The 26,127-nt window shown below is 67.1% G+C and carries 25 protein-coding genes and 1 tRNA gene; 8 read left to right on the forward strand and 18 right to left on the reverse strand.

The features are described from left to right. The 11 genes from BMZ02_RS04440 to BMZ02_RS04490 form a co-directional block, all read right to left on the reverse strand. Window positions 1-1,203, reverse strand: a complete 1,203-nt coding sequence (locus BMZ02_RS04440) for an ATP phosphoribosyltransferase regulatory subunit (protein ID WP_091640221.1) — start codon at window positions 1,201-1,203, stop codon at window positions 1-3. A gap of 16 nt (window positions 1,204-1,219) precedes the next feature. Continuing rightward, complete coding sequence (locus BMZ02_RS04445; RefSeq protein ID WP_091640223.1) at window positions 1,220-1,414, reverse strand: DUF2065 domain-containing protein; 195 nt, start codon at window positions 1,412-1,414, stop codon at window positions 1,220-1,222. 97 nt (window positions 1,415-1,511) lie between these two features. Next, on the reverse strand, window positions 1,512-2,393 hold the full coding sequence (hflC, locus tag BMZ02_RS04450) for a protease modulator HflC (protein WP_171909803.1): 882 nt from the start codon (window positions 2,391-2,393) through the stop codon (window positions 1,512-1,514). After that, window positions 2,393-3,631, reverse strand: a complete 1,239-nt coding sequence (gene hflK / locus BMZ02_RS04455; protein ID WP_091640224.1) for an FtsH protease activity modulator HflK — start codon at window positions 3,629-3,631, stop codon at window positions 2,393-2,395. Before hflK ends, hflC begins: the two co-directional genes overlap by 1 nt. A gap of 93 nt (window positions 3,632-3,724) precedes the next feature. Next, window positions 3,725-5,011, reverse strand: a complete 1,287-nt coding sequence (hflX, locus tag BMZ02_RS04460) for a ribosome rescue GTPase HflX (protein ID WP_091640425.1) — start codon at window positions 5,009-5,011, stop codon at window positions 3,725-3,727. A 31-nt stretch (window positions 5,012-5,042) separates the two neighbouring features. Further along, window positions 5,043-5,300 carry an RNA chaperone Hfq gene (gene hfq, locus BMZ02_RS04465; protein ID WP_091640226.1) on the reverse strand — a complete coding sequence of 86 codons (258 nt, stop codon included), beginning with the start codon at window positions 5,298-5,300 and terminating at the stop codon, window positions 5,043-5,045. A 135-nt stretch (window positions 5,301-5,435) separates the two neighbouring features. Continuing rightward, on the reverse strand, window positions 5,436-6,338 hold the full coding sequence (gene miaA, locus BMZ02_RS04470) for a tRNA (adenosine(37)-N6)-dimethylallyltransferase MiaA (RefSeq protein ID WP_091640228.1): 903 nt from the start codon (window positions 6,336-6,338) through the stop codon (window positions 5,436-5,438). Between the two features lie 36 nt (window positions 6,339-6,374). Beyond that, window positions 6,375-8,249, reverse strand: coding sequence for a DNA mismatch repair endonuclease MutL (mutL, locus tag BMZ02_RS04475; protein ID WP_091640230.1), 1,875 nt, complete (start codon window positions 8,247-8,249; stop codon window positions 6,375-6,377). Window positions 8,250-8,344: 95 nt separating this feature from the next. After that, window positions 8,345-9,649: an N-acetylmuramoyl-L-alanine amidase gene (locus tag BMZ02_RS04480; protein WP_245753931.1), complete on the reverse strand. Its 1,305-nt coding sequence runs from the start codon at window positions 9,647-9,649 to the stop codon at window positions 8,345-8,347. 88 nt (window positions 9,650-9,737) lie between these two features. Next, the gene (gene tsaE / locus BMZ02_RS04485; protein ID WP_091640233.1) at window positions 9,738-10,241 is read right to left on the reverse strand and encodes a tRNA (adenosine(37)-N6)-threonylcarbamoyltransferase complex ATPase subunit type 1 TsaE; all 504 of its coding nucleotides are present in this window, start codon (window positions 10,239-10,241) and stop codon (window positions 9,738-9,740) included. Beyond that, a complete protein-coding gene (locus BMZ02_RS04490; protein WP_091640234.1) occupies window positions 10,238-11,707 on the reverse strand; it encodes an NAD(P)H-hydrate dehydratase in 1,470 nt (489 codons plus the stop codon). Before BMZ02_RS04490 ends, tsaE begins: the two co-directional genes overlap by 4 nt. Before the next feature lie 94 nt (window positions 11,708-11,801). Between BMZ02_RS04490 and queG the strand changes: the two genes are divergently transcribed. Both queG and BMZ02_RS04500 read left to right on the forward strand, forming a co-directional pair. Then, window positions 11,802-12,899 carry a tRNA epoxyqueuosine(34) reductase QueG gene (gene queG / locus BMZ02_RS04495; RefSeq protein WP_091640236.1) on the forward strand — a complete coding sequence of 366 codons (1,098 nt, stop codon included), beginning with the start codon at window positions 11,802-11,804 and terminating at the stop codon, window positions 12,897-12,899. After that, complete coding sequence (locus BMZ02_RS04500) at window positions 12,896-13,714, forward strand: uroporphyrinogen-III synthase (RefSeq protein WP_245753932.1); 819 nt, start codon at window positions 12,896-12,898, stop codon at window positions 13,712-13,714. The genes queG and BMZ02_RS04500 overlap by 4 nt, the downstream gene beginning before the upstream one ends. 18 nt (window positions 13,715-13,732) lie before the next feature. On the opposite strand, the gene panC is transcribed toward BMZ02_RS04500, so the two are convergent. From panC to pcnB, 5 genes are read right to left on the reverse strand one after another with little or no spacing between them, the layout of a single operon-like run. Further along, window positions 13,733-14,596 carry a pantoate--beta-alanine ligase gene (gene panC, locus BMZ02_RS04505; protein ID WP_091640238.1) on the reverse strand — a complete coding sequence of 288 codons (864 nt, stop codon included), beginning with the start codon at window positions 14,594-14,596 and terminating at the stop codon, window positions 13,733-13,735. A 7-nt stretch (window positions 14,597-14,603) separates the two neighbouring features. Continuing rightward, the gene (gene panB / locus BMZ02_RS04510) at window positions 14,604-15,419 is read right to left on the reverse strand and encodes a 3-methyl-2-oxobutanoate hydroxymethyltransferase (RefSeq protein WP_091640239.1); all 816 of its coding nucleotides are present in this window, start codon (window positions 15,417-15,419) and stop codon (window positions 14,604-14,606) included. Window positions 15,420-15,460: 41 nt separating this feature from the next. After that, the gene (locus tag BMZ02_RS04515; RefSeq protein ID WP_091640241.1) at window positions 15,461-16,111 is read right to left on the reverse strand and encodes a deoxynucleoside kinase; all 651 of its coding nucleotides are present in this window, start codon (window positions 16,109-16,111) and stop codon (window positions 15,461-15,463) included. Then, a complete protein-coding gene (folK, locus tag BMZ02_RS04520) occupies window positions 16,111-16,629 on the reverse strand; it encodes a 2-amino-4-hydroxy-6-hydroxymethyldihydropteridine diphosphokinase (protein WP_091640242.1) in 519 nt (172 codons plus the stop codon). The genes BMZ02_RS04515 and folK overlap by 1 nt, the downstream gene beginning before the upstream one ends. After that, window positions 16,626-17,963 (reverse strand): polynucleotide adenylyltransferase PcnB, encoded by a 1,338-nt coding sequence (gene pcnB / locus BMZ02_RS04525; RefSeq protein ID WP_091640428.1) that lies wholly within the window; start codon window positions 17,961-17,963, stop codon window positions 16,626-16,628. Before pcnB ends, folK begins: the two co-directional genes overlap by 4 nt. Window positions 17,964-18,061: 98 nt before the next feature. On the opposite strand from pcnB, the gene BMZ02_RS04530 reads away from it, so the two are divergent. Continuing rightward, a tRNA-Glu gene (locus BMZ02_RS04530) sits at window positions 18,062-18,137 on the forward strand. Window positions 18,138-18,179: 42 nt separating this feature from the next. Beyond that, the gene (locus BMZ02_RS04535; RefSeq protein ID WP_091640244.1) at window positions 18,180-18,686 is read left to right on the forward strand and encodes an RDD family protein; all 507 of its coding nucleotides are present in this window, start codon (window positions 18,180-18,182) and stop codon (window positions 18,684-18,686) included. Window positions 18,687-18,724: 38 nt separating this feature from the next. Here BMZ02_RS04535 and lptG read toward each other — a convergent pair whose 3' ends face one another. Then, window positions 18,725-19,786 carry an LPS export ABC transporter permease LptG gene (gene lptG / locus BMZ02_RS04540; protein ID WP_091640245.1) on the reverse strand — a complete coding sequence of 354 codons (1,062 nt, stop codon included), beginning with the start codon at window positions 19,784-19,786 and terminating at the stop codon, window positions 18,725-18,727. Beyond that, window positions 19,783-20,895, reverse strand: a complete 1,113-nt coding sequence (gene lptF / locus BMZ02_RS04545; RefSeq protein WP_245753934.1) for an LPS export ABC transporter permease LptF — start codon at window positions 20,893-20,895, stop codon at window positions 19,783-19,785. Before lptF ends, lptG begins: the two co-directional genes overlap by 4 nt. Window positions 20,896-21,074: 179 nt before the next feature. Here lptF and BMZ02_RS04550 point away from each other — a divergent pair, with 179 nt between their 5' ends. From BMZ02_RS04550 to BMZ02_RS04560, 4 genes are read left to right on the forward strand one after another with little or no spacing between them, the layout of a single operon-like run. Next, the gene (locus BMZ02_RS04550) at window positions 21,075-22,571 is read left to right on the forward strand and encodes a leucyl aminopeptidase (protein ID WP_091640249.1); all 1,497 of its coding nucleotides are present in this window, start codon (window positions 21,075-21,077) and stop codon (window positions 22,569-22,571) included. Window positions 22,572-22,574: 3 nt separating this feature from the next. After that, a complete protein-coding gene (locus tag BMZ02_RS04555) occupies window positions 22,575-23,009 on the forward strand; it encodes a DNA polymerase III subunit chi (protein WP_091640251.1) in 435 nt (144 codons plus the stop codon). Further along, the gene (locus BMZ02_RS18725) at window positions 23,006-23,290 is read left to right on the forward strand and encodes a hypothetical protein (RefSeq protein WP_139209142.1); all 285 of its coding nucleotides are present in this window, start codon (window positions 23,006-23,008) and stop codon (window positions 23,288-23,290) included. The genes BMZ02_RS04555 and BMZ02_RS18725 overlap by 4 nt, the downstream gene beginning before the upstream one ends. Before the next feature lie 15 nt (window positions 23,291-23,305). Next, window positions 23,306-26,077, forward strand: a complete 2,772-nt coding sequence (locus tag BMZ02_RS04560) for a valine--tRNA ligase (protein WP_091640253.1) — start codon at window positions 23,306-23,308, stop codon at window positions 26,075-26,077. Window positions 26,078-26,127: the final 50 nt, after the last annotated feature.

The following is a 26,127-nucleotide window of genomic DNA, read 5'->3' on the forward strand; positions in this document are numbered from 1 at the left end:
TCACTCGGTTAACGGCACCACTTTCCAGGCGCCGTTGCTTTCAACAAGCTGCCGGTCGCAGCCGAGCTCCTCCGGCGACACCGTCGCCCCCGGAAGCTCGACCACAACCCGCTCGCCGTTCGCCCGCAGCTCCCTGACCGCGGTCATCAGATCACTGGCGTCCCCCCACGGCGCCAGAATGCCCGTAGGCCGGGGCTCAAGCTCCCGCTCACTCAGCGCAAGCAGGTTTTTGAGATCGGCACTGAAACCGGTCGCCGACCTGGGCCGACCAAAGACTTCGCCGATCCCATCGTAACGTCCACCCCTGGCCACTTCCTGGCCGCAACCGGGTGCAAAGGCGGCAAACACGACACCGGTGTGGAACCGGTACCCACGCAACTCCGCCAGATCGAAGTGCAAGGTCACCTCGGGGATCTGCCGCTCGACTGCGGACGACAGTGCCCACAAGTGCCTCAGGGCGGTCTGCACACTCTCGCCGGCGCCGGCGAGCTGCTCACCCGCGTGATCCAGCACCTCCACGCTGCCATTGAGGTGCGTGAGCGCGGCCAGCCGATCCCGTGCCGGGCCCGGCGCCACGCCCTCCAACAGATCGCGGATCTCTCCGGCCGCCTTGCGCTGCAGGCAGTCAAAGAGGCGGTTCTCCGTATCGAGGTCCAGACCGGCCTCGCTGGCCAGCGCCCGGTAGATACCCACATGCCCGATATCCAGGTGGGGCGTGGGCAACCCGGCAATGCGCAGTGTCTCCATCATCAGGGCGATGATTTCGACGTCGCTCTCCACGCCGCCATGGCCGAAGAGTTCCGCCCCGAGCTGCACCGGGTTGCGACTGCGGCCGGGGCCTTCCGGGCGCGTGTTGAGCACGGTACCGAGGTAGCACAGACGCGTGGGCCCGGAGCGCTTGAGCTGATGGGCATCGATCCGGGCGGCCTGGGGTGTCATGTCGGCGCGGATGCCCATCATGCGGCCTGAAAGCTGATCGGTGAGCTTGAAGGTCTGCAGATCGAGATCCGGCCCGGTGCCAATCAACAGGGAGTCCAGGTACTCGATGACCGGAGGCATGACCAGCTCGTACCCCCAGTTCCGCCAGGCATCCAGTAACTCCCGCCGGAGGACTTCCAGAGCCGCCGCACGCGGCGGCAGGACTTCGTCCACACCGTCGGGCAGGAGCCAGCGGTTGGCCCGGGAAAATTCTGCTTCTTTCATGGCCCTGGAGGCTCCCTCATGCGCCAAACAAGTACAACAGCCCGAGGCCGCTCAGCATCGCGGCAAGGCCACCGAGCCGCAGACTGCGATCGTCCATGGCCTGGACCTGCTCAAGGTAGCGCCGCAACAGCCGCGGGCTGAGAAACGGCAGAATGCCCTCGACGATGAGGACCAGGGCAATCGCCGTCATGAACAGTTCGAACGATGCCATGCCGACTCCAAAAAAAGCCGGGCGGTCATACCAACCGCCCGGTTCCAACAGTGCTGTCAGTCTTCAGCTGAACGGCCCGCCATGGGGCTCGGGCCGTTCAGTCACCGCCATTACCGCCCGTTGGATCTTCCAGGTAGCGGAAGAAATCACTGTCCGGCGTCAGGACGAGGACGTCGTCTTCACCCCGGAAGGCGCGATCGTAGGCGCGCAGACTGCGGATGAAGCTGAAGAACTCCGGGTCCTGCTCCGCGGCCTGGGCAAAGATACCGGCCGCCTCGGCCTCACCTTCACCACGCAGCTCTTCGCCATCCCGGCGCGCTTCGGCCACCAGCACGGTGCGTTGCCGGTCCGCATCGGCGCGAATGCGCTCGGAGGCTTCGTCACCGCTGGCCCGGATGTCGCGGGCGACCCGCTCACGCTCGGCCACCATGCGCTGGAACACCGACTCACTGACGTTGGGCGGCAGGTCCACCCGCTTCAGCCTGACCTCGAGCACCTCGATTCCCAGGCTGGCGGCGTAGTTGTTCGCCTCCTCGCTGAGGATGTCCATGATCTGCGACCGTTCACCGGAGACCACATCCTGGATGGTGCGACGACCGAACTCGCTTCGCAGCCCGTCCTTGATGTTTTCGTTGAGGCGCGCATTGGCCCGGACCGGGTCGCCGCCCACCGTGGTGTAGTACTCGCGCACGTCGGAGACGCGCCATTTCACGAAAGCATCGACGATGAGGTTCTTGAGCTCACCGGTGAGATAGCGCTCCGGCTCGGCATCGAGGGTCTGCACGCGCGCGTCGAACTTCCGCACATTGTTGACGAACGGCATCTTGAAATGCAGCCCGGGCTCGTAATCCGCACGCTGGATTTCACCCAGCCGGAACATCAGCGCCTTCTCGGTCTCGTCCACCGTGAACACCGAGAAATAGCCCACCACCAGGGCAACACCCAGAACGATGCCACCAATTGACTTCAACGATTGCATTAATAGGCCTCCCGCGAACGCAGGTCGCCCCGACTACGGGAGCCGCTGGGCTGCTGCCGGTCCTGCGTGGTCAGACGGCGGTCGAGAATGTCGGGATCCAACGGCCCCGTATCCCGCTCGGCATGGTTGCGCGACTGTCTGTCACCCATGCGGTCCAGCGGCAGATAGAGCAGCGAGTCCGCGGCATCGCCCGTCATGTAGACTTTCTGGCTGCGGGAGTAGATATCCGACACCGTATTGAGGTACAGACGGGTGCGCGTAACCTCCGGCGCCTGCTCGTACTCACGCAGCACGGCCAGGAAGCGGGCGCTTTCACCCTCCGCCTCGGCGACCACCTGCTCGCGATACCCCTGTGCTTCCTCGCGCACCCGGGCCGCTTCACCCTGGGCCCGCGGAATCACTTCGTTGCGGTAGGCGTTGGCCTGGTTGATCTTCCGCTGCTCGTCCTCGCGCGCCATGATGGCGTCTTCGAAAGCCGACTGCACCTCTTCCGGCGGCTGGACGTCCTGCATGTCCACACTCACGACGCGCAGCCCCGTCCCGTAGGTTTCCATCGCCTCACTGAGCAGGCGGCGGGTCTCCTGGGCCACTTCGGTCCGCCCCTCCGTGAGCACGAAGTCCATGCGCCGCTTGCCGACCGTCTCACGCAGGGCGCTCTCGGTCACATCCTTGAGGCTCTGGTCCGGGTCACGGAAGTTGAACACGTACTTCGCCGGATCCTCCACCTGGTACTGCACGGCAAGCTGGACGTCGACGATGTTCTCGTCCTGGGTCAGCATCAGCGCCTCGCGCGGCACGTGCCGCCGGCGATCGCCGCCACCGGTCTGATACCCCACTTCGGAGACCCGGACCTCCTCGACGTTGACCCGCTCGACGGTGCCGATGGGTCGCGGCGGACGCCAGTGCGGCCCGGGCATGGTTGTCTGGTGATAGGCGCCAAAGCGCTTCTCGATACCACGCCAGCCTTCGTCGACGATATAGATACCGGAGGCAAGCCAGACCAGAACGGCAACACCGATAATGGCGCCAATGGCCGTGCCGCTGACGCCCGGCGGGCCCGAGCCGTCGCCACTGTTCCCCTGGCTGTCACCGTTCCCGCCGGAACCGCCCTTGCCACCGAACAGGCCGCCGAACTTGCCTTTGACGTTCTTGATCACCTCGTCGAGATCAGGTGGCCCCTGATTCCCTGAGCCGCCCCACGGGTCCCGATTCCCACGACCGGGTTCGTTCCAGGACATACTGTTCTCCGTAGACAGGATTAATTATTGGAATGCGGGCGGGCCACAGACCGAAACGGATTGTAATGATCTCCGACGCTGCCCCGCAACATATCACGGCACCGCGGCTTCCAGCGGGGCCGTGAGGCCCTCCTTTTCGTACAGACGCTCCAGATCGCGACGGCGGATGTCCACATCCAGAAGCAGTTCGCCGTCTTCGGTCCAGGCTTCCTCCAGGACCCGCCCCAGGTCGAACAGCCGCGCACGCAGCCGGCCCTGGTCCGGAGCCAGCGTGAGCCGGCCTTGCACGCGCTCGGCGGCGACGGCGTCGGCAATGGCCGTCAACAGCAGGTCCATGCCACGTCCGTCCTGCGCGGACACCCAGACTTCCGTCAGCCCGGTTTCCGGATCGACGACCACACCCGGCTCCCGCCCGGCCTGATCAATCTTGTTGAAAACGCGGATGGTCGGGATCTCGTTCGCGCCAATGGCCTCGAGAACGGAATCGACCTGTTCGATGCTGCCGTCGCGGTCGTCCTCACTGGCATCCACCACGTGCAGCAGTAGCTGGGACTCGGTCGCCTCTTCCAGGGTCGACCGGAACGCCGCCACCAGCTGGTGGGGCAGGTCCCGGATGAAGCCGACGGTATCGGCAAGAATGACGTGCTCGCCGCTATCCACGCTGACCCGTCGCAGTGTGGTGTCCAGGGTCGCGAACAGCCGATCGTCGGCATACACTTCCGCCTCGGTAAGGCGGTTGAACAGGGTGGACTTGCCGGCATTGGTGTAACCCACCAGCGAGATCGTCGGCACATCCTGCTTCCGGCGCGCCTGCCGCCCCTGCTCCCGCTGCTGGCGGACCCGCGCAAGCCGTTTCTCCAGCTGCTTGATGCGCACGCCAAGCATGCGGCGGTCCATCTCCAGCTGCGTCTCACCCGGGCCCCGCTGCCCGATGCCGCCCTTCTGGCGCTCCAGGTGCGACCACCCGCGAACGAGCCGCGAGGCCACGTGCCGGAGCTGCGCCAGTTCCACCTGCAGCTTGCCTTCGTGGGTGCGCGCACGCTGGGCGAAGATGTCCAGGATCAGCCCCGTGCGGTCAAGCACGCGACAGCGCAACGCCGCCTCCAGGTTACGCTCCTGGCTCGGCGACAGCGCATGATTGAGCAGCACCAGGTCTGCTTCGCCGGACGCCACCAGTGCCGCCAGCTCGTCGACCTTGCCACGGCCGATGAAGTACCGGGGATCGGGCCGGTCGCGCCGGCTGACGAAACTATCGACCACATCGGCACCGGCGGACTCCGCGAGCGAGTGCAACTCGTCCAGGGCGTCGGCCACGCCGCGCCCTTCCATGTCGAGATGCACCAGCACCGCCCGCTCGCCACCGCCGGGCCGATCAAACAGTTTGAGTTCAGAGGCTACCGCCCCAGGTGTTTCATGCGTTACCAAGATCCGAAGCGCCTCGCTCCTGCTCCGCCGGCGGAAGTTTGACGTTCCGGGCAGGTACGATGGTAGAAATCGCGTGCTTGTAGACCATCTGGTTCACCGTATTCCGCAGCAGAACCACGAACTGGTCAAAGGACTCGATCTGCCCCTGCAGCTTGATACCGTTGACCAGATAGATAGACACCGGAATCCGTTCCTTTCGCAGCGCGTTGAGAAAAGGTTCCTGCAGCGACTGTCCCTTGGACATTTTTGACCCCTTCAAATTCCCGTTGAACTTGTTCTTATCGCGGATTCACGCGTAGACGCCTTCGCTTCGAGCCTCTTTGCAAACCCGCAGCCAGTCTAGCACAGGCAACTGCGTCGTTTCGGCGATGTTACCCCCTCACGACATACTCTCGATCACGTGCGTCAGCCGATCAACCACGGGATCCCGATCGGGGTCCATCCACACGGCATCCGTCTCCTTGCGCAGCCACGTCACCTGCCGTTTGGCGAACTGACGCGTTGCCACGATGCCGTTTTCCCGCAGTTGCGCCCGATCGAACGCGCCGTCGAGATATTGCCAGACCTGCCGATAACCGACAGCGCGCATGGACGGGTGGTTCAATCCGAGATCACCCCGCGCGCGCAATGCTTCGACTTCCTGGACAAAACCATTGTCCAGCATGGCATCAAAACGCTGCGCGATACGGGCGTTCAGCGTCTCGCGCCGGGGCGGTGCCAACACGTACTTCACCAGCGTTCCAACCGGCTCCGGCCGCCGCACATCGGCGAGCAACGCGGTCATGGTCGAACCACTCAGCCGGTAGATCTCCAGGGCCCGCTGGATGCGCTGTGTGTCATTGGGGTGAATCCGCCGCGCGCTCTCCGGGTCGACTGCCGCCAGCTCCCGGTGCAGCGCATCCCAGCCCCGTGCCGCCGCTTCCCCTTCCATGCGCTCGCGCAATTCCGCGTCCGCGGTTGGCAAATCGGCCAGACCGTGCTCCAGTGCCCGGAAATAGAGCATGGTGCCCCCCACCAGGAGTGGCACCCGCCCCGCCGACCGGGCCTTGCGCACCTCCACGGGCACATCCTCGCAGAACCGCGCCGCCGAGTAGGCATCTGCCGGATCACAGATATCGACCAGCCCGTGGGGCACGCGCTCCAGCACCTCCCGTGACGGCTTGGCCGTGCCGATGTCCATGCCCCGGTAAACCTGTGCGGAGTCGACACTGATGATGTGCACGGGGAAGCGCCGGGCAAGGGCCAGTGCCGCCCCGGTCTTCCCGGACGCGGTGGGGCCCATCAGGCAGATCAGGGGGTGCGCTTGCGCGGCCACGGATTACTGCCCGCGCAGAAAGAGCCGGTCCAGGTCGGCCATGGCCAGCCGGGTCCAGGTGGGTCGGCCATGGTTGCACTGGCCGCTGTTGGGCGTGTTCTCCATGTCCCGCAGCAGCGCGTTCATCTCTGCCTGGGTCAGCTGCCGGTTGGCCCGCACGGACCCGTGGCAGGCCATGGTTCCAAGCACGTGATTCAACCGTGCCTCCAGCCGTGACGCATCGTCGCAGTCACGCAGATCGGCAAGCACATCGGCCACCAGTGCCCCGGCGTCGGCATTGCGCAACAGCGCCGGCACCTGTCGCACCAGCACGGTTTCGGGGCCGGCCCGGTCCAGCTCGAACCCGAGGCGCGAGAAGGCGTCGTGATGCCGCTCCGCGAGCTCGGCCTCCGCCGGCGCCACGGCAACGCTGACGGGGACGAGCAGCGGCTGGGCCGAAACCCCCTGCGCCGCCAGTTGCTGTTTCATCCGCTCGTACACGATGCGCTCATGGGCCGCGTGCATGTCCACCAGCACGACGCCATCGGCGTTCTGCGCCAGAATGAACACCCCGTGGATCTGCGCCAGTGCGTAACCGAGCGGTGGCCCCTGATCGCCGGGTACCTCAACCGCCGCCCCGTCGTCCACCCCCTCTGCCTCGTTCGACGCCGCGCCGGCGGATGCCATCCCCGCTTCCCGGACATCGGGTGTGCCGGTGGCGCCGTAGAGCGCCTGCGCTTCCCGGACACCGAACCCGAAGCCGTCCTGGCGCGGCGCCGGCGCGGATGATGCACGCGGTGGCGGTGCCGCAGCTCCGCTCCGCGGCAGCTCCCGATCAGCAGAAGACGGCGGCGCACCGGGCGCCGCAGCGCCACCGGGGGCCTCGGGCCGGACCGACTCCAGCGCCTGCCGCAGGTGACGGAACAGGAAATCGTAGATCAGTCGCCCATCGCGGAACCGGACCTCGTGCTTGGCGGGATGCACGTTCACGTCCACCTGGCCGGGGTCCACGTCCATGTACAGCACGTAGGCGGGATAGCGATCCTTGTAGAGGACGTCCTGGTAGGCCCGGCGAATGGCGTGGGAGGCCATGCGATCACGCACCACGCGGCCGTTGACCACCAGATACTGGAGATCGGCGGTGGTCCGGGAAAACGTCGGCAGCGCGACCCAGCCCCGAAGCGCCAGCCCTGCCGCCTCCACATCAACGCGCAGGGACTGCTCGACGAACCCGCGCCCCAGCAGACGCGCCAGCCGCTCCTCGGCGGCGTCCTGGTCCCGGGCGGCCGCCACCTGCAGACCGGGCTTGTCGTTGTGGCGAACGTGAATGCTGACATCGAAACGCGCCAGCGCCAGCCGCCGGATCAGCTCCTGGATGTGGCCGAGTTCCGTACGGTCCGCCTTGAGAAACTTGCGACGCCCCGGGGTATTAAAGAAGAGATCTCGCACCTCCACGGTCGTGCCCTCGGGGTGCGCGGCGGGTGCGGGCTCCGGCGGCACCTCGTCACCATCGGTCTCCACCTGCCATGCGTGCTCATCGGCCCGCACGCGGGAGGTCAGCCGCAGGCGTGACACCGACGCAATGCTCGGCAACGCCTCGCCGCGAAACCCGAGGCTGCCAACGCGTTCGAGCTCATCCAGAGAACCGATCTTGCTGGTGGCATGCCGGCTCAGCGCCAGCGCCAGCTGCTCCCGCGGAATACCCTGGCCGTTGTCACGGATGCGAATCAGGCGTTTGCCGCCGGTCTCGAGATCCACGTCGATGCGGTCGGCGCCCGCGTCAAGACTGTTCTCCACCAGCTCCTTGACCACGGAGGCGGGGCGCTCAACCACTTCACCGGCGGCGATCTGGTTGATGAGCTGCTCGGGAAGAGGCCTGATGGGACGATAAGCAGACATGGACGGTGGCAAACGGCATCGTTGGCGGAAGACGCCGGCATTATGGCGCACGCCGCACACCGCCGGCCACCCTTGCCCGACTCCCCGGCGGCCGATTACTCCGGAATGCGCAGGGTCGTGCCCACGGACAGGACGTCCCCGTTGAGGTCGTTGGCGGATCGCAGATCCGAGACACTGACGCGGTGCTCGCTGGCAATCCCGCTGAGCGTATCGCCACTCTGGACCTCGTATTCCCGCCCGCTTGAGGCCATGCGCGCCCCCGATGGCCGATGGCGCTCCGCGTAGCTGTTCACACCGCTGGCCACGGCACGCGCCAGATCCCACTGATGGTCCGCCTCTCTCAGACGGCGCTCCTCTTCGGGGTTGGATATGAACGCAAGCTCCACCAGCACGGAGGGCATGTCCAGGGACTTCAGCACCACGAACCCGGCGCGTTCCACATCACCCCGGTGGATGGGGCCGACACCCGCCAGTTCGTGAAGGACATCGCCGGCCAGTTCGACACTCGCCTCCAGGGTCGCCCCCCGGGAGAGATCCACCAGCACGGAGCGGGTCATGTCGTCCTTGTCGGACAACGAGATATCACCGAGAAGATCGGCCGCATTCTCACGCTGTGCCAGCAGACTGGCCGCCTGGGAGGACGCCCCGGTCTGCGACAGGGTATAGACCGAGGATCCACGCGGGCCGCCGCTCTCGGTGGCATCCGCATGCAGGGAGACGAAGATGTCCGCATTGTTCGACCGGGCCGTCTCGCGGCGCTCGGACAGCGGCACGTAGATGTCCGAATCGCGAATCATCAGTGGCTTGATCCCGGGCGCCTCGTCCAGCAGGTGGTAGAGCTTGCGCCCGACCTCGAGGACCACCTCCTTCTCGGTGAGCCCCGTAGGCCCGATCGCCCCGGGGTCACGGCCGCCATGGCCGGGATCGATGGCCACCACGAAATCGCGCTGGGCACTGCCTTCGGCGGTGCGCACGGGCTCATCCCGCTCCTCGCCCGGATGCAGGTCCACAACCAGCCGGTGACCGTACTGGTCATTGGGTCTCACGAGAAAGGACTGGGTCCGCACCGGGCCGTCGGTGTCCAGCACGACGCGCAGATCCCCCTCGCCACGGGCGGCACTGCGCATACGCTGGACGAGGCCGGCGTCGCTGATGCTGGAGGCATCGGAGAGTGCAGCACCGGTGATGTCGATGACAACCCGGTCGGGATCCTTGAGATTGAAGACGCGATGGTCGACTTCTCCGCTCAGGTCGAAGACCACCCGGGTGCGCTCGGAACCCGCGGACGTGCGCACGTTCTCCACCTGCACCTGACTGGCGACCAGCGTGCTGGAGACAACGAACAGCATTAGCAGGGTGAGCAGACGTGCCATGGCCCGGGCGCTTGTTCTGGCAGACATTTGCGGAGACGTTAACCCGGTTGAGGCAACGATTGCAAGAAGAACATCAAGGGAAGAGCACAATCATTTGATTTTATTGACTTATCAATCACGATCCGCCGGCGAGCTCCCGGAGCATGGCCGCCCCCTGCATCGAACGGGCGGACACCCCCGCCTGCCGCCCGTCTCCGGCGTGCGCCAGATTCACGACCAGGTCTTCCCCGGGCAGTGCACCGTGGCCCCGCTGCGGCCATTCAACCAGCACAAGCGTCCCGGCCCCGAGCTCGTCACGCAACCCGAGGAATTCCAGCTCTTCCGGGTCACCGAGCCGATACAGGTCCAGGTGCAGAGCACGCCGGGCCCCCAGCGTGTAGGGCTCGATCAGTGTGTAGGTGGGGCTGCGCACGCTGCCCCGCTCCCCCGCCTCCCTGAGCAGGCCACGCACCAGCGTGGTCTTGCCGGCGCCGAGGTCGCCCTCAAGCAGGATGACACACTGCTGCTCACCCCCCCAGACGCGCCAGAGTCGCGCACCGAAGCGGGCGGTGGCGGCCTCCTCCGGCAGCCAGACCGTGCCTTCGCCTGTCGTCTCGTCGGTCACCACCGGTGCAGTCATGACGGATTCAGCAACGCTCTCAGTTCAACCAACAGATCCGTGGCCAGCAGCCCGCGCTCCCCTGCCCCTGCCGCCCGGTCCGCTGCCGCCGCATGCAGGCAGACACCCGCCTCGGCGGCATCAACGGGCGAAAAACCCTGGGCGATGAGACTGCCGATGATCCCGGAGAGGACGTCGCCCATGCCGCCGGAGGCCATGCCCGGGTTGCCGTCGGTACACAGGGCGGGCGGCTGGTCCGCGCCCTGCACGAGGGTACCGGCCCCCTTGAGCACGGCGACCCCGCCGTAGTGCGTGCCGAGCGCGTGCACCGCTGCGAACCGGTCCTCCTGGACCTGTGCCGAAGTCAGCCCCAGCAGGCGCCCGGCCTCGCCCGGGTGGGGCGTGAGCACCTGGCTGTCATGGTGATCCGGCGCGTCGGCCAGGGCATTGAGCGCATCCGCATCCAGCACCTGGGGCCCGGGGAATCCACGCGCCTCCCGGTAGACTGCCTGCCCCCAGTCCGAACGCCCCAGCCCCGGGCCGAGAACAACCACACTGGCCCGCTGCAACAGCGCGGCGAGCTGCTCCTCGCCATGTACCATGAGCTCCGGCTGGGCGGCGAGAAACCCCGGCGCGTGCTCGCGCCGTGTAACCACACTGACCAACCCGGCGCCGCATCGCGCCGCCGCCCGCGCGGCCATGAGTGCGGCGCCGCCCATGCCGGCATCACCGCCCACAACCAGCACATGCCCGTAGCGCCCCTTGTGTGCCGTGCGCTCCCGCCGCGGGAAGCGATGTCGCAGCCCGTCGTAACCGGTGCGCCGGGCTGCCGGCTCGATCCCCTCGTAGACTGCCGCGGGCACATCCAGGCCATCGTAGACGACCCTGCCGGCGTACCCCGGGCCGTCGCCGGTGAAGAGCCCCGCCTTCAGCCCGATGAAGGTTGGCGTCACGTCGGCGCGCACGGCTGCTCCCAGCACGGCACCGGTACCACCGTGGATGCCCGAGGGAATATCCACGGCCATCACCGGCAGCCCGCTGGCGTTCACGGCCTCCACCGCCTCCCGGTATTCGCCCTCCACCGGGCGCTGGAGGCCCGTGCCAAGCATGGCGTCGACCACCATGTCACAACCATCGGGAAGCTCCCCCTGGAACGGCGCAATCACGCCGGACACCGCGTATCGGGAGGCAACCGTGGCCGCATCACCACGCAGGCGCCCCGGGTCGGACAACGCCAGCACATCCACGACCAGCCCGTCACGACGCGCCAGCTCGGCGATCACGTAGCCGTCGCCACCGTTGTTGCCACCGCCACAGAGAACACACAGGTGGCGCCGGTCCGGCCAGGCGGCGCGCAGCGCGTCGTAGGCCGAGGCTCCGGCGCACTCCATGAGCGCCAGCCCGGGGACGCCGTGGTCCTGGATGGCACGGCGATCCATTTCCGCCACCTGTTCGGGGCGATAGAGTGCGTGAGGCAGAGTCGACATGGGGTGCAGTATACCTGCCGGCGCCCGGCCGGCCCATGGTCGCCCCCTTGTCGACACTGGGGCGTCATGCCCGAGGCGCGGTACACTGGCGCCCATGAACGCGACAAGCGACCACGCGCTGGCCGACCACGACCTGCAGACCCTTGCCGGGGACATCCGCGGCTGGGCGCGTGCGCTCGGCTTTCAGCAGGTAGGGATTACCGACACCCGGCTGGAGACGGCGGAGCAGCGGCTGGATCAGTGGCTGGCCGAGGGCCGGCAGGGCGACATGGACTGGATGGCCCGCCACGGCCGCAAGCGCACCCGCCCGGAACAGCTCCTGCCCGGGACGCGGCGGGTCATCAGCGTGCGCATGGACTACCACCCCGCCGACACCGCCGCCGATGGCGATGCAACCCTCAACGACCCCGCCCGCGCGTTCGTCTCCCGCTACGCGCTCGGGCGCGATTACCACAAGCTCATGCGCAAGCGGCTGCAGCAGCTGGCCTCCCGGATCGAAGACGCATCCGGTTCCGCCGGATACCGGGTGTTCGTGGACAGTGCACCGGTGATGGAGAAGCCGCTGGCGGAGAAGGCCGGCCTCGGCTGGATCGGCAAGCACACGCTGCTGCTGAACCACCAGGCCGGTTCCTGGTTTTTCCTGGGCGAGCTCTACACTGACCTGCCCCTGCCGGTGGATACCCCCGCCACCGACCACTGCGGCACCTGCCGGGCATGCATCGATGTCTGTCCCACCGGGGCAATCACCGGGCCGTACCAGCTCGACGCCCGGCGTTGCGTGTCCTACCTGACCATCGAGCACAAGGGCAGCATCCCCGAGTCGCTGCGCCCGCTGATGGGAAACCGCATTTTTGGCTGTGATGACTGCCAGATGGTGTGCCCGTGGAACAAGTTCGCCCGGCCCACGGACGAATCGGCCTTCCACCCACGCCACGGCCTGGACGCCGCCAGCCTGATCACCCTGTTCCAGTGGGACGAGCAGACGTTTCTGCGCAATACGGAGGGCTCGGCCATTCGCCGACTGGGCCACGAGCGGTGGCTACGCAACCTCGCCGTCGCCCTGGGCAATGCGCCTTCCGGGCCTGCCGTGATCGAGGCATTGCGCCACCGCAGAGACCATCCGTCGCCGCTGGTCCGGGAGCACGTCGCCTGGGCGCTGCAACGCCATCAACCACAAGGAGACCATTCGTGAGTGAGCAGGAACTCGAGGGTCTGACGGTCGCCGTTCCGGAAAGCCGTGAACTGGACCTCTTCGCCCGCATGCTGGAGGAGCGCGGCGCTGCCGCGTTCCGGTGCCCACTGGTACGCATCGCCGACAGCCCTGATGAAGAGGCGGTGCACGGATGGCTGGATCGCTTCTGCGACAACCCGCCGGATGAGCTGATCCTGCTCACCGGCGAAGGACTTCGCCGCCTGCTGGGCTTTGCCGAACGACGGGGCCAGCACAAGGCGTTCATCTCCGCGCTGAGCCATCCGCGCATCATCGCCCGCGGCCCGAAACCGGGGCGTGCGCTCCGCCCCCTCGGCCTCAAGCCCGACCTGCTCTCGGAGCAACCCACCAGCGCCGGCGTCATCGACACGCTGGCGGCGCTGGATCTGAACGGTCACCGGGTGGGCGTGCAGCTCTACGGCGAGGAGCCGAATCGCCCGCTCATGGAGGCCCTGCACGACGCCGGCGCCGAAGCGGATCCGGTGGCCCCCTACGTGTATCTCTCCGACCGGGACGATCCCGCCGTCATGGAGCTGATCCAGGCCCTGGATGCGGGCAGCATCGACGTGATCGCCTTCACCAGCAAGTCCCAGGTACAGCGCCTCTGGGAGGTCGCGGAGGGGGCCAACTGCCGGGATGCACTTGAACGCGGCATGGGCCGCACGCTGGTGGCGGCCATCGGTCCGGTGGTGGAGGACGCGCTCGCCGCGCGCGGGCGGGCGGCGGATCTGGCCCCGGAGAAGAGCTACTTCATGAAGCCGCTGGTGCGGGAGATGGTCGCGCGACTGCGCTCATGAGCGCGCCTGCGCCGGCGTTCACGACGCCAGGTCGGCCACTTCGATATTGTCGATCAGGCGCGCGCGGCCCAACCACGCGGCGGCCAGCACCACGAAGGCGCTGGCGGGCAGATCCGGCACGGGTTCCGCCAGGTTGTCCCGCAGGCGGATGCTGACGTAGTCCGGTGCCAGACCGGCCTGGGTGAGATGCTTCCAGCCATCGGCTTCCAGCTGCAGGAAATCCCGCTCGCCGCCGCGGAGCGCCGTGGCGATGCGATGCAGCTCCCGGTACAGCGCCGGCGCGGTGTCGCGCTGCGCCGGCTCCAGGTAGGCATTGCGCGAGCTGAGCGCCAGCCCATCCTGCTCCCGCGCGGTCTCGGAGCCGATCACCTCCACCGGCAGGTTCAGGTCGGTGACCATGCGCCGGATCACCTGGAACTGCTGGTAATCCTTGCGCCCGAACACCGCCAGGTCCGGCCCCACCATGCCGAAGAGCTTGCACACCACCGTGGCCACGCCGGTGAAATGACCGGGACGGTGGGCACCGCAGAGGATGTCCGAAAGCCCGGGGACGTGGACCGTCACCAGATGGTCAAGGCCGCGCGGGTAGACTTCGTTCACCGTGGGCGCGAACAGCGCGTCCACGCCCTCCGCCAGCAGGTGCTCGCTGTCCGCCTCCAGCGTGCGGGGGTAGGCGTCGAAATCCTCGCCGGGGCCGAACTGGGTGGGGTTGACGAACACGCTCACCACCACCCGGTCGCTCACGCGGCGGGCATGACGGACCAGGCGCAGATGCCCCTCGTGCAGATTGCCCATGGTGGGCACGAACCCCACCACCTCACCCGCCGCCTGCCAGCGACGGACCTGATTGCGCATGCGCTCGATCTGGTGAAAGGTATCCATGGGCGACTCAGAAGCTGTGTTCGGCCGAAGGGAAGCGGTGATCGCGGACCGCCTGCACGTAGGCTTCCACCGCCCCCTGGATGGTGTCCGCCTCGGCCATGAAGTTGTGAGAGAACTTCGGCGTCTTGCCCGGCGTGATGCCGAGGATGTCCTGCAGCACCAGGATCTGCCCGTCGGTGTCGGCGCCTGCGCCGATCCCGATCACGGGCACGTCCACTTCGCGGGTCACGCGGGCGGCCAGTGCAGCGGGCACACACTCCAGCAGGATGGCATCGGCCCCGGCATCGGCAAGCGCCCGGGCATCCGCCACCATGGCCTCGGCATCGTCGGCTTCCCGGCCCTGGACCCGGTAGCCGCCCAGCTTGTGGACCGACTGCGGCTGCAGGCCGAGGTGGGCACACACGGGCACACCGGCACCTGTGAGCCGGCTGACCGCCTCGGTCTGCTCGCGGCCGCCTTCCAGCTTGATGATCTGGGCGTTGCCCTCCTTCATCAGCCGGGCGCCATTGCGCAGGGCGTCGTCCACCGTGGAATGGCTCATGAACGGCATGTCCACCATGAGCAGCGCGCGCGGGCGGGCCGCGGCCACACAGCGGGCGTGGTAGATGATGTCTTCCATGGTCACGGGCAGTGTGGTCTCCCGCCCCTGCATGGTCATGCCCAGGGAGTCTCCGACGAGAATGACATCCATGCCTGCCGCGTCCGTCAGCGCCGCGAAGGAGTAATCGTAGGCGGTCAGGCAGGCGATGGGCTCGCCTGCGGCCTTCATCCTGGCCAGCGAGGCCACCGTGACGGGACGTTTACGGGATTCACCGGCGTACATAAGCACTCCAGACGCTAACACACAGGGACGGAATCCGGGCTTCAGCCAATCGGTGCCGGATTGAAGAAGTGACGACCACTGCCAACCGTCTGCAACCGCTCCAGCAGCTGGCCGTAATCGGCGTCACTGTTGACCAGGTCGATCTCGGCGGCATTAACGATCAGGAGCGGCGCCTGCTCGTAGTGATGGAAAAACTCCACATACGCATCGCTGAGCCGCTGGAGATACTCGGCGTCGATCTTCTGCTCATGGGCGATGCCCCGCTTGCGGATCCGCTCCATGAGGATACTGACGGGCGCCTGCAGGTAGATCACCAGATCCGGCGGATGCACATCCGGCGCCAGATGGTCGTAGACGCGGCGGTAGAGGTCGAACTCGTCGGCATTCAGGGTAAGCTGCGCGAACAGGCGGTCCTTCTGGAACAGAAAATCGGCGATGCGCGTGGTCTCGAACAGGTCCGCCTGGCGCAGACCGCGAAGCTGTTCGGCGCGCTGCATCAGGAAGTGCATCTGCGTCGGGAATGCCGCATCCCGCGGGTTGGCATAGAACCGCTCGAGAAACGGATTGTCGTCCGCCCCCTCCAGCAGCAGTTCACTGCCGAAACTGGCCGCGAGCCGCCGGGCGAGGCTGGTCTTGCCAACGCCGATCGGCCCCTCCACCACTAGATAGCCGGGATAATTGCGCTCACTCATCAGGCGCGGTTCCACTCGTTCTCGTGATCGCCCAGGCGGCGGATACCGTCATCGGAACATGCCGCAAGCAACTCCTGCACTGGCCCAAGGCCCGGCACGCGGCGCGCGGGATCCAGTTCGGCGAGAGGATACAGCACAAAGGCGCGCAGGTGCAGGCCGGGGTGCGGCACCTGCAGCCGTTCGGTACTGATCGTCGCATCACCGTACGTGAGCAGGTCCAGGTCCAGGGTCCGCGGACCCCACCGGCGGTCGCGGCGACGGGCCTGGGCCGCCTCCTGGGCCTGGAGCGCATCCAGCAACTCCGATGGCGTCAGCGCCGTCTCCACGACAGCCACGGCATTGATGTAATCGGGCTGATCCTGAGGGCCCATGGGCGCCGAGGCATACAGGGACGAGCACGCCGTCACCTGCATGCCGTCATGGGCAGCCAGGGCATCAACGGCCCGCCGGACCTGGGCGGCCGGCCCATCGAGATTGCTGCCCAGCCCGATGCAGGCCGTGACGGTGGCCCCACTCATTCCGATGGCGCCGGCTGGTCTCCGCCGCGGCGCCGCCGGCGGCGTCTGCGGCGGCGCGGCTTGCCCTCGCCCGTCGCGTCCTGGGCCGGGGGCTGCTGGCCCGGGGTTTCCTGCGCCTGCGTCCACCAGTCCGCGAGTTCCTGGGGCGCGTCGCCGGCGGCGGCGCGAATCAACAGGAAATCGTAGGCGGCCCGGAAGCGTGGATGGCTCAGCAGCCGGTTCGCACGCTTGCCACGGAAACGCGCCAGACGCGGCTGCAGCAGCATGATCTCGCGCATGGGCACACTGAACCGCTTGGGGATGGCAACCCGCTCCAGCTGCGCCGCGACCACCTCACCGATGGCTTCCTGCAACGCCTGGGTCGGGTGCATGTCCTCGGCCTCCAGCGCCTGTGCGCGCTCGCTGACACTCGGCCACAGCAGTGCCGCGAACAGGAAGGCGGGGGTCACCGGCTTGTCCTCGTTCACCCGGCGATCGGTATTCTCCAGCGCCCGCAGGATGAACAGATCCCACACGTCTCCCGACGGCCCCGCCAATGCGGCTTCCGTCTGCGGGAAGAGCTGTTCGAACAGCCCGTAGCGGCGCAGCACGCTGAAGGTCTCGGCACCGACACCGCCCATGAGCAGCTTCATGATCTCGTCGAACAGCCGCGCCTGGGGGATGTTGGCAAGCAGCGGCGCCATCTCGGGGATGGATTCACCCGTCTCCGGGCTGATCTGGAAGCCGAGCTTGGCGGAGAAGCGCGCGGCACGCAGCATCCTGACCGGGTCTTCCCGGTAGCGCGCGTCCGGATCACCAATCAACCGCAGGCGACCCGCTTCCAGGTCATCCATGCCGTTGGCGAAATCCACGACGGAGAAGTCGGCGATATTGTAGTACAGGGAGTTGATGGTGAAGTCGCGCCGCAGGGCATCCTCTTCCACGGTGCCATAGACATTGTCGCGGAGGATCATGCCATCCTCCATGGCCACATCCCCGTCGCCGTCACCGTTCTCCGGGTCGTGGAGGGCGCGGAAGGTCGCCACCTCGATGATGTCCCGCCCGAAGAATACGTGCGCAAGACGGAAACGCCGCCCGATGAGGCGACAGTTCCGGAACAGATCCTTGACCTCCTCCGGCTTCGCGTCGGTGGCCACGTCGAAGTCCTTGGGCTCCCGCCCCAGCGACAGATCGCGGACCCCACCCCCTACCATGTAGGCCTCGAATCCGGCGTTCTTCAGCCGGTAGAGCACCTTGAGCGCGTGGTCACTGATCTGGCTGCGCGAGATCTGATGCTCCGAGCGCGGTATCACGCGCACCTGCGCCCGCAATTGATCCAGTTCCTGTTCTGTCACGGAGTCCAAGCTTGAGCCGTTGAAGTGAGCGCGTATAATACCACCCTCGCTGGCGCTATGCAGACACGTACTGCCTTGACGCCCGCGAGAGCAACCGCGCTCCCATCGTCTAGCGGTCCAGGACGCCGCCCTCTCACGGCGGAAACCGGGGTTCAAGTCCCCGTGGGAGCGCCACTTTCACCCCTTCCCGACCAACACAGCCTGACGCGAAACCTTATGACCGCCACTGCAACCGCACCGAGCCTGCTGCGGCGACTGGCGTCGCTCACCTACGACTCGATGCTGGTGCTGGCCATCATCATGGCCGCGACCGCACTGCTGTTACCCGTGACGGGCGGCGAGGCGCTGGACGGGCTGGGCCCCCGGACCGTCTTCTACCAGGCGTACCTGCTGCTGGTTGTCTTCGGCTTCTTCGCCATCTGCTGGACCCGCGGCGGACAGACCCTGGGCATGCGCTCCTGGCGGCTCCGGGTGCTGCGCGCTGACGGGCGGCCCGTGACCCTGCGCGACGCGGCGCTGCGCTATGGCGCTGCAGTGATGGCGTGGCTGCCGCTGTTTCTGATCTACCTCTGGAGCTTCACGGCCGGGCTTGCCGCAATCGCGTGGCTCCCGTTGGTGGGCGTCTTCCTGTGGAGCCTGGGTGGCCGGCGCAGGCCGGCCTGGCACGATCTGCTGGCGGGAACGCAGCTGGTACACGAACCGGCCACGCCCCGCTCCCCCTGATCGAACACCGCGCGCGACGGGACTGATTCCGTGTTCCCCTAACGAATCCGCGACGTGAAGTAGATGGCGACGGCAAGGCAGACCATGGTCGGCAGCAGCGCGCTGATCATGGGCGGGATGCCGTACACCAGCCCCAGGTGATTGAGCAGCCGGTTCGACAGGTAGAACGCGATGCCGATCATCACCCCCACGAAGATCCGCTGCCCGGCGCCGGTGGAGCGCAGCGCTCCGAACGCCAGTGGAATGGTCAGCAGCAGCATGGTCAGGGTGGCCAGCGGCGTGCCGATCTTGAGCCACAGCGCCAGCTCGTACTGCTCGCTCTCCAGGTCGTTACGCTGCAGATAGCCGATGTAGGTCCACAGCTCCGCCATGGAGAGCGTCTGGGGGTCGACCACCACCACGTCGAGAACATCCGGGTGCAGGCCCGCCTCCCACAGGTAGGTGTCGTCACGCTCCACGGCGACACCGTTGCCACCGAACCGGCTCTGTTCCACGCCGTGCAGCAGCCAGCCGTCGCCCTGGAACTCGGCGCGGTTGGCGGTGATCACGTGCTCCAGTGCACGGCGCTCGTCAAAGGCATAGATCTGTACGTCCTCCAGCAACTCGGCGTTCGGCGCCGCACCCACGCGAATGAAACGCCGCCCGTCGCGCGCCCAGAAACCATCACGGCTGAGCATGGACACGTCGCCGCCGCGCGCCTGCGCCTCCACGTCCTGCGCGGCGCGCTCGGCCGGTGGCGCCACCCATTCGCCGATGGCGGCCGACAGGGCCGCCAGCAGCAGCCCGGCAATCATCACCGACCGTCCGATGTTCAGCACCGACATGCCGGCGGCCCGCATGACCACCAGCTCGGAGCGGGCGGCCATGCCGCCCAGGGCCATGAGGCTGCCGATCAGCGTCGCAATGGGGAAGGCCTCGTAGGCGCGCTGCGGGCCGGTCAGCCCCACGTGCAGCAGCGCCTGGAAGGCGGTGTACTCACCGTCGATGTCGCCGCTCTCCTCCACGAAGGAGAAGATCAGCTCCATGGAGACGATGATCATCAGCACGGTCAGGCTGCCACCGATTACCGCTTTCGCGATGTAGCGGTCGAGGATTCTCATGTGGCGCCCTCCCCGCCGGTGTCCGGACGGCGTCGAGGTCGCAGCAGGCCGTACTGGCGCGACAGCCAGACGACGGCGATGGCAGCCACCAGGAGGTGCACGGGCCACAGCCCGATCCACGGTGGCACGGTGCCGTCCTCGAGCCAGCCCTGGCTGACGGTCAGGCCGTTGGAGTAGATGGCATACACCAGCACGGCCAGCAGCAGTCGCCCGTAGCGACCATCCCGAGGCGAGCTGCGGCTGAGCGGGATGGCCATGAGCCCGAGGGTGATCACCATGATCGGCATGGAGACCCGCCACTGGAACTCGGAGATGTCCCGCAGATCGTCCGAGGCCAGCAGCTCCCTGGTGGGCATGCCGTCACGGCGCACGCGCACATCCGGCGGCTCGCCCTCCGCAATCCGGACACCATGGACCTTGTACTCGTACTCGCGCCAGCGCCCGCCACCCGGGTCGCCGTCGTAGCGACGCCCGTCCAGCAGCACCAGGTACTGATCGCCGGTGTCCGGGTCTGCCTCCACGTAGCCCTCGTTCGCGGCCAGCAGGATCTGCTCACCGCCCTGGCGGGTCTGCAGGAAGACGTTGCGCATGCGCTCACCGTCTTCCGAGAAGCGCTCGATGTAGAACATACCGTCCGCCTGCCCGGACTGGATGAACCGGCCGGGACGAATGGCCTGAATCTCCACCGCCTCGCTGGCGAGCTGCTCCGCCTCGCGCCCCTCGCGCGCCGCCCAGGGGCCCACCTCCAGCGCCAGCCAGGCGATCAACAGCGCCAGGGGGGCGGCGAGCAGGATCAGCGCCTTGTAGAGCTCCCGGGGACCAATCCCGCAGGCGCCGAGAGCCGCCATCTCGCTGTCTCGGTACAGCCGGCCCAGCGCCAGGATAATACCGAGGAAGAAAGCGCCGGGAATGGCCAGTGCCAGATAACTCAGGGCCTTGTACCCCATGAGCTGGAGCACCATGTCGCCGGGAAGGCTGCCGCTGGCCGCGTCGCCCAGATATCGCACCAGCCGGTTGGTGAAGAGCACGGCTGTCAGCACCAGCGTGACCGCCAGCCAGGCCTGTGCGATCTCCCTGATCAGGTAGCGACTGACGATGGAAAGCCCCAAGCCGGACCCTCTCCTCTGCAACGGTGGCACCCGGGATTCTCGGGAAAATCTGCGTTAGACTGCCCGGCGCGCACGTTAACGAATGGCCCCCGAGCATACCAGCCGGGGCCGGGCGACGCGCGTCTCAGAACTACATCGCGGTTGTGTTCACGGACAAGGCAGCGGCCGAGGAGTTGCACATGGACTACACCGTCAAGAGCGGTAATCCGGAGAAGCAGCGTTCAGCCTGCGTGGTCGTGGGTGTTTTCGAGAACCGGCGCCTCTCCAGCGCCGCGGCCCAGCTCGACCAGGCCTGCGATGGCTATCTGTCGCAGCTGGTCCGGCGCGGCGACATGGACGGGCGCGCCGGCCAGGCACTCATGCTCCACCGGATTTCCGAGCTCGTCTGTGACCGGGTGTTGCTCGTGGGTCTTGGCCGGGAGCGCGACTGCGATGATCGCGCCTACATCAAGGCCGTCGAGACCATGGCGGAGGCGCTGCGCAACTCCGGTGCCGTGGAAGCCACCTGCTACCTGCCCGAGATCAGCGTGAAGGGGCGCAACATCTTCTGGCGCATCCGCACCGCGACCCGCACCATCGAAACGCTGCAGTACCGCTTCGACCGCCTCAAGACGGATAAGCAACCATCCGCCCGGCTGAACCTGCGGCGGATGACGTTCAGCGTCCCCAGCCGCCGGGAGCTGGCCGACGGCGAACAGGCCGCGCTGGAAGGGGCGGCAATCGGCCGCGGGATGAACGCCGCCCGTGATCTCGGCAATCTGCCCGGGAACTACTGCACGCCCCGGCACCTCGGCGAACAGGCGGTGGATCTCGCCGCGCGCCATACGCGGCTGGAAGTGGAGCTGCTGGACGAGAACACCATGGACGAACTCGGCATGGGCGCCCTGCTCGCCGTGTCCCGCGGCAGCCAGGAAGAGGCGCGCCTGATCGTGTTCCGTTACCGTGGCGGCGACGAGGACAGCGCGCCGTACACCCTGGTGGGCAAGGGCATCACCTTCGACACCGGCGGCATCTCGCTCAAGCCCTCCGCGGCCATGGACGAGATGAAATTCGACATGTGTGGCGCCGCCAGCGTGTTCGGCACCATGCAGACGGTCGCGGAGCTGGGCCTGCCCATCAACGTGGTGGGGATCGTGGCAGCGGCGGAGAACATGCCCGACGGTCGGGCCATCAAGCCCGGGGACATCGTCACCAGCATGTCCGGTCAGACCATCGAGATCCTCAACACCGACGCCGAAGGCCGGTTGGCGCTGTGCGACGCCCTCACCTATGCCGAGCGCTTCCACCCCGCGGCGGTGGTGGACATCGCCACGCTGACCGGCGCCGCCATCGTCGCCCTGGGCCACCACACCCACGGCCTGATGGGCAACAACGGCGGGCTGGTCAACGAGCTCCTCGGGGCCGGCAAGAGCGCCGGGGACCGTGCATGGGAGCTGCCTCTGGGTGACGAGTACCAGGAGCAGCTCAAGAGCAACTTCGCCGACATGGCCAACATCGGCGGCCAGCCGGCCGGCACCATTACCGCCGGGTGTTTTTTGAGCCGTTATGCGCGAAAATACCGCTGGGCGCATCTGGATATCGCCGGCACGGCGTGGAAATCGGGCGAACACAAGGGCGCTACGGGCCGACCGGTGCCATTGCTCGCCCAGTGGCTCATTGATCGTGTGAAGCGCTAGGCCGTGGTTCAGGTCGACTTCCACATCCTGGATTCCGACGACGCACGCGCGCGGCTGGTCTACGCCTGCCGCCTGACCGACAAGGCGCGTGAGCGCGGGCATCGCGTTTTTCTGCGTGTGGACGATGACGGCACGGCGCAGACGCTGGACGAGCTGTTGTGGACATTCCGGGATCGCAGCTTCATTCCGCACGCCATCGACGGCCCTGGCGCGCCTGACGAGCCGGTCCTGATCGGCACGGGCGACGCACCTTCGCACGGTACCGGCGACCTGCTGGTGAACCTGGCCGGCAAACCGGTGGCTGAACCGAAGGCCTTCCAGCGCATCGTGGAGATCGGTGACAACGACCCGGATGTGCGACGCAGTGCACGGCAACGCTTTCGCTGGTATCGCGACCAGGGCATCGAACCCGAGCACCGCAAGGTGGGGCAGACATGAACAGACGTCGGCGCATTCCCGTGCTGAGGGACGCGGTCATACCGGGCGAGCGGCTTCGCGCCCAGGGGCTCTGGCTGCCGACCCGACCGGTCCCCAGAGAAGGCCTGGCCGCCGCGTGGCCGGAGTCTATCTCCATGGACCTCCAGTACCGGGCCGAACGGATCCTGCCGGTGGTGCGGAAACGGGCGCTGCGTGCCGGCACGGCAACACTGCGCAACAGCCTGGGCTTCGACCGGCGCGACGGCGACACAGACGCGGACACTCCTGAGACGACCAACTGACTGACAAGGCTAGGCATGGACAAGACGTACGACCCTCACCAGATCGAGCAGCGCTGGTACGCCCGCTGGGAAGACGAAAACCACTTCGCCCCCAGCGGCACAGGCACGCCGTACTCCATCATGATCCCGCCGCCCAACGTCACCGGCACGCTGCACATGGGGCACGCGTTCCAGGACACCATCATGGATGTGCTGACCCGCTATCACCGCATGCATGGCCACAATACCCTGTGGCAGCCGGGCACCGACCACGCCGGCATTGCCACCCAGATGGTGGTGGAGCGCCAGCTCAATGCCGAGGGCCAGAGCCGGCACGACCTCGGGCGCGAGGCGTTCGTGGAACGCATCTGGGAGTGGAAACAGCAGTCCGGCGGCACCATCACGCGGCAGCTGCGGCGCATGGGCGCCTCGGTGGACTGGTCGCGCGAGCGCTTCACCATGGACGACGGCCTCTCCCGCGCCGTGCGCGAGGTGTTCGTGCGCCTGTTCGACGAAGACCTCATCTATCGCGGCAAACGCCTGGTGAACTGGGACCCGGTGCTGCTTACCGCCGTCTCTGACCTGGAAGTGGTCTCCGAAGAGGAAGAAGGCCACATCTGGCACATGCGCTACCCGCTGACCGACGGCAGCGGGCACGTCACCGTCGCCACCACCCGGCCGGAGACCATGCTGGGTGACACCGCCGTGGCCGTGCACCCGGAGGACGAGCGCTTCCAGCACCTGATCGGCCAGACCGTGGACTTGCCCCTCACCGGCCGCCGTATCCCGGTGATCGCCGACGACTACGTGGACCCGGAGTTCGGCTCCGGTTGCGTGAAGATCACGCCGGCCCACGATTTCAACGACTACGCGGTCGGCAAGCGCCACGACCTGGAACAGATCAACATCCTCACGGAAGACGCGCACATTAACGACAATGCACCGGCGGCGTATCAGGGGCTGGACCGCTACGCCGCACGCGAACGCATTGTCGCCGACCTGGACGCGCAAGGCCTGCTGGCCGCCACCGAGAAACACACGCTCATGGTCCCCCGTGGAGACCGCACCGGCGCGGTGATCGAGCCGTTTCTCACCGATCAGTGGTTCGTCCGCGCTGAGCCGCTGGCGAAGCCCGCCATCGAGGCGGTCGAGGACGGCCGTATCCGCTTCGTCCCCGACAACTGGAAGAACACCTACTTCGAGTGGATGCGCCGCATCGAGGACTGGTGCATCTCCCGTCAGATCTGGTGGGGTCATCGCATTCCGGCTTGGTACGACGACGAGGGGAACATCTTCGTCGCCCGCGACGAGGCGGCCGCCCACGAAAAGGCGCGTGCCCACCACGGCCGGGATGTCAGCCTGACCCAGGACGAAGACGTGCTCGACACCTGGTTCTCATCGGCGCTGTGGCCCTTCTCCACCCTGGGGTGGCCGGAGGACACGGACGCCCTGCGCACGTTCTACCCCACCAGCGTGCTGGTCACCGGCTTCGACATCATCTTCTTCTGGGTTGCCCGCATGATCATGATGGGCATGAAGTTCATGGACGACGTGCCGTTCCGGGAGGTGTACATCCACGGCCTCGTGCGTGACTCCGAAGGCCAGAAGATGTCCAAGTCCAAGGGCAACGTGCTCGACCCCATCGACATCATCGACGGCATCGACCTGGAATCCCTGGTGGAGAAACGCACCTCCGGCATGATGCAGCCCCAGCTCGCCCGGAAGATCGACAAGGCGACCCGCAAGGCATTCCCCGACGGTATTGCCTCCCACGGCACCGACGCGCTGCGTTTCACCTTCTGTTCGCTGGCCACCACCGGCCGCGACGTGGTCTTCGACATGGGGCGCGCGGACGGCTACCGGAACTTCTGCAACAAGCTCTGGAACGCCGCCCGCTACGTGCTCATGAATACGGAAGGCGAAGACTGCGGTGTCGACGCCACCGCCGACGTGCGCTACAGCGTGGCCGATCGCTGGATCCGCTCACGGCTGGAGCGCACCATCGAGGAGGTCAACCGCAACATCGACGCCTATCGGCTCGATCTGGCCTCCCAGGCGCTATACGAATTCATCTGGAACGAATACTGCGACTGGTACCTGGAGCTCTCCAAGCCCGTCCTGCAGACATCCGACGACGCCGCCCTGCGGCGGGGGACGCGCCAGACCCTGGTGCGCGTGCTGGAGACCGTGCTGCGCCTCGCCCACCCCATGATCCCGTTCGTCACCGAGGAGATCTGGCAGCGCATCGCCCCGCTTACCGGCAAGGCCGGCCCCACGGTCATGCGGGAGCCCTTCCCGGTCGAGAACGACACCCTGAAGGACACCGCGGCCGAGGCCGACGTGGACTGGATCCAGACGTTCATCCTCGGTGTGCGCCGGATCCGGGGCGAAATGGACATCTCCCCCAACAAGGCCCTGCCGGTGCTGCTGAACAAGGGCGGTGCAGACGATCGGCGCCGACTGGACGACTACGGCGTGTTCGTCAGCCACCTCGCCCGGCTGGAGCGCATCCAGTGGCTGGAGAGCAACGACGAGCCGCCGGAAGCCGCCATCGCCCTGGTGGGGGAGATGCAGATCCTCGTGCCCATGAAAGGGCTGATCGACAAGGATGCGGAACTGGCCCGGCTGGACAAGGAGCGCGCCAAGGTTCGCAAGGAACTGGAGAAAACCGAGCAGAAGCTGGCCAACAGCAGTTTCGTGGAGAAAGCGCCGGCCAGCGTCGTGGAGCAGGAGCGCCAGCGTCAGGACGACCGGCGCGCCACCCTGCAACAGCTTGACGACCAGTACGCACGCATCGAGCGGCTGTAAGGACCACCCGGGGGCGGCGTTCCGCCGCCCCCGGCACGCCGCGCCGGAGC

Source organism: Aquisalimonas asiatica (genome assembly GCF_900110585.1).
GTDB lineage: Bacteria > Pseudomonadota > Gammaproteobacteria > Nitrococcales > Aquisalimonadaceae > Aquisalimonas > Aquisalimonas asiatica.

What these genes read in the sequence shown, in the direction of transcription:
- BMZ02_RS04490 (WP_091640234.1), bottom strand. Translation starts at nt 11,707, where the DNA reads ATGTCGACTCTGCCTCACGCACTCTATCGCCCCGAACAGGTGGCGGAA.
- BMZ02_RS04440 (WP_091640221.1), bottom strand. Translation starts at nt 1,203, where the DNA reads ATGAAAGAAGCAGAATTTTCCCGGGCCAACCGCTGGCTCCTGCCCGAC.
- panB (WP_091640239.1), bottom strand. Translation starts at nt 15,419, where the DNA reads ATGTACGCCGGTGAATCCCGTAAACGTCCCGTCACGGTGGCCTCGCTG.
- BMZ02_RS04480 (WP_245753931.1), bottom strand. Translation starts at nt 9,649, where the DNA reads ATGTCTGCCAGAACAAGCGCCCGGGCCATGGCACGTCTGCTCACCCTG.
- miaA (WP_091640228.1), bottom strand. Translation starts at nt 6,338, where the DNA reads ATGGGCCCCACCGCGTCCGGGAAGACCGGGGCGGCACTGGCCCTTGCC.
- BMZ02_RS04560 (WP_091640253.1), top strand. Translation starts at nt 23,306, where the DNA reads ATGGACAAGACGTACGACCCTCACCAGATCGAGCAGCGCTGGTACGCC.
- panC (WP_091640238.1), bottom strand. Translation starts at nt 14,596, where the DNA reads ATGGATACCTTTCACCAGATCGAGCGCATGCGCAATCAGGTCCGTCGC.
- hflK (WP_091640224.1), bottom strand. Translation starts at nt 3,631, where the DNA reads ATGTCCTGGAACGAACCCGGTCGTGGGAATCGGGACCCGTGGGGCGGC.
- BMZ02_RS04550 (WP_091640249.1), top strand. Translation starts at nt 21,075, where the DNA reads ATGGACTACACCGTCAAGAGCGGTAATCCGGAGAAGCAGCGTTCAGCC.
- hflC (WP_171909803.1), bottom strand. Translation starts at nt 2,393, where the DNA reads ATGCAATCGTTGAAGTCAATTGGTGGCATCGTTCTGGGTGTTGCCCTG.
- lptG (WP_091640245.1), bottom strand. Translation starts at nt 19,786, where the DNA reads ATGAGAATCCTCGACCGCTACATCGCGAAAGCGGTAATCGGTGGCAGC.
- BMZ02_RS04445 (WP_091640223.1), bottom strand. Translation starts at nt 1,414, where the DNA reads ATGGCATCGTTCGAACTGTTCATGACGGCGATTGCCCTGGTCCTCATC.
- tsaE (WP_091640233.1), bottom strand. Translation starts at nt 10,241, where the DNA reads ATGACTGCACCGGTGGTGACCGACGAGACGACAGGCGAAGGCACGGTC.
- BMZ02_RS04515 (WP_091640241.1), bottom strand. Translation starts at nt 16,111, where the DNA reads ATGAGTGAGCGCAATTATCCCGGCTATCTAGTGGTGGAGGGGCCGATC.
- BMZ02_RS18725 (WP_139209142.1), top strand. Translation starts at nt 23,006, where the DNA reads ATGAACAGACGTCGGCGCATTCCCGTGCTGAGGGACGCGGTCATACCG.
- queG (WP_091640236.1), top strand. Translation starts at nt 11,802, where the DNA reads ATGAACGCGACAAGCGACCACGCGCTGGCCGACCACGACCTGCAGACC.
- folK (WP_091640242.1), bottom strand. Translation starts at nt 16,629, where the DNA reads ATGAGTGGGGCCACCGTCACGGCCTGCATCGGGCTGGGCAGCAATCTC.
- mutL (WP_091640230.1), bottom strand. Translation starts at nt 8,249, where the DNA reads ATGTCTGCTTATCGTCCCATCAGGCCTCTTCCCGAGCAGCTCATCAAC.
- BMZ02_RS04535 (WP_091640244.1), top strand. Translation starts at nt 18,180, where the DNA reads ATGACCGCCACTGCAACCGCACCGAGCCTGCTGCGGCGACTGGCGTCG.
- hfq (WP_091640226.1), bottom strand. Translation starts at nt 5,300, where the DNA reads ATGTCCAAGGGACAGTCGCTGCAGGAACCTTTTCTCAACGCGCTGCGA.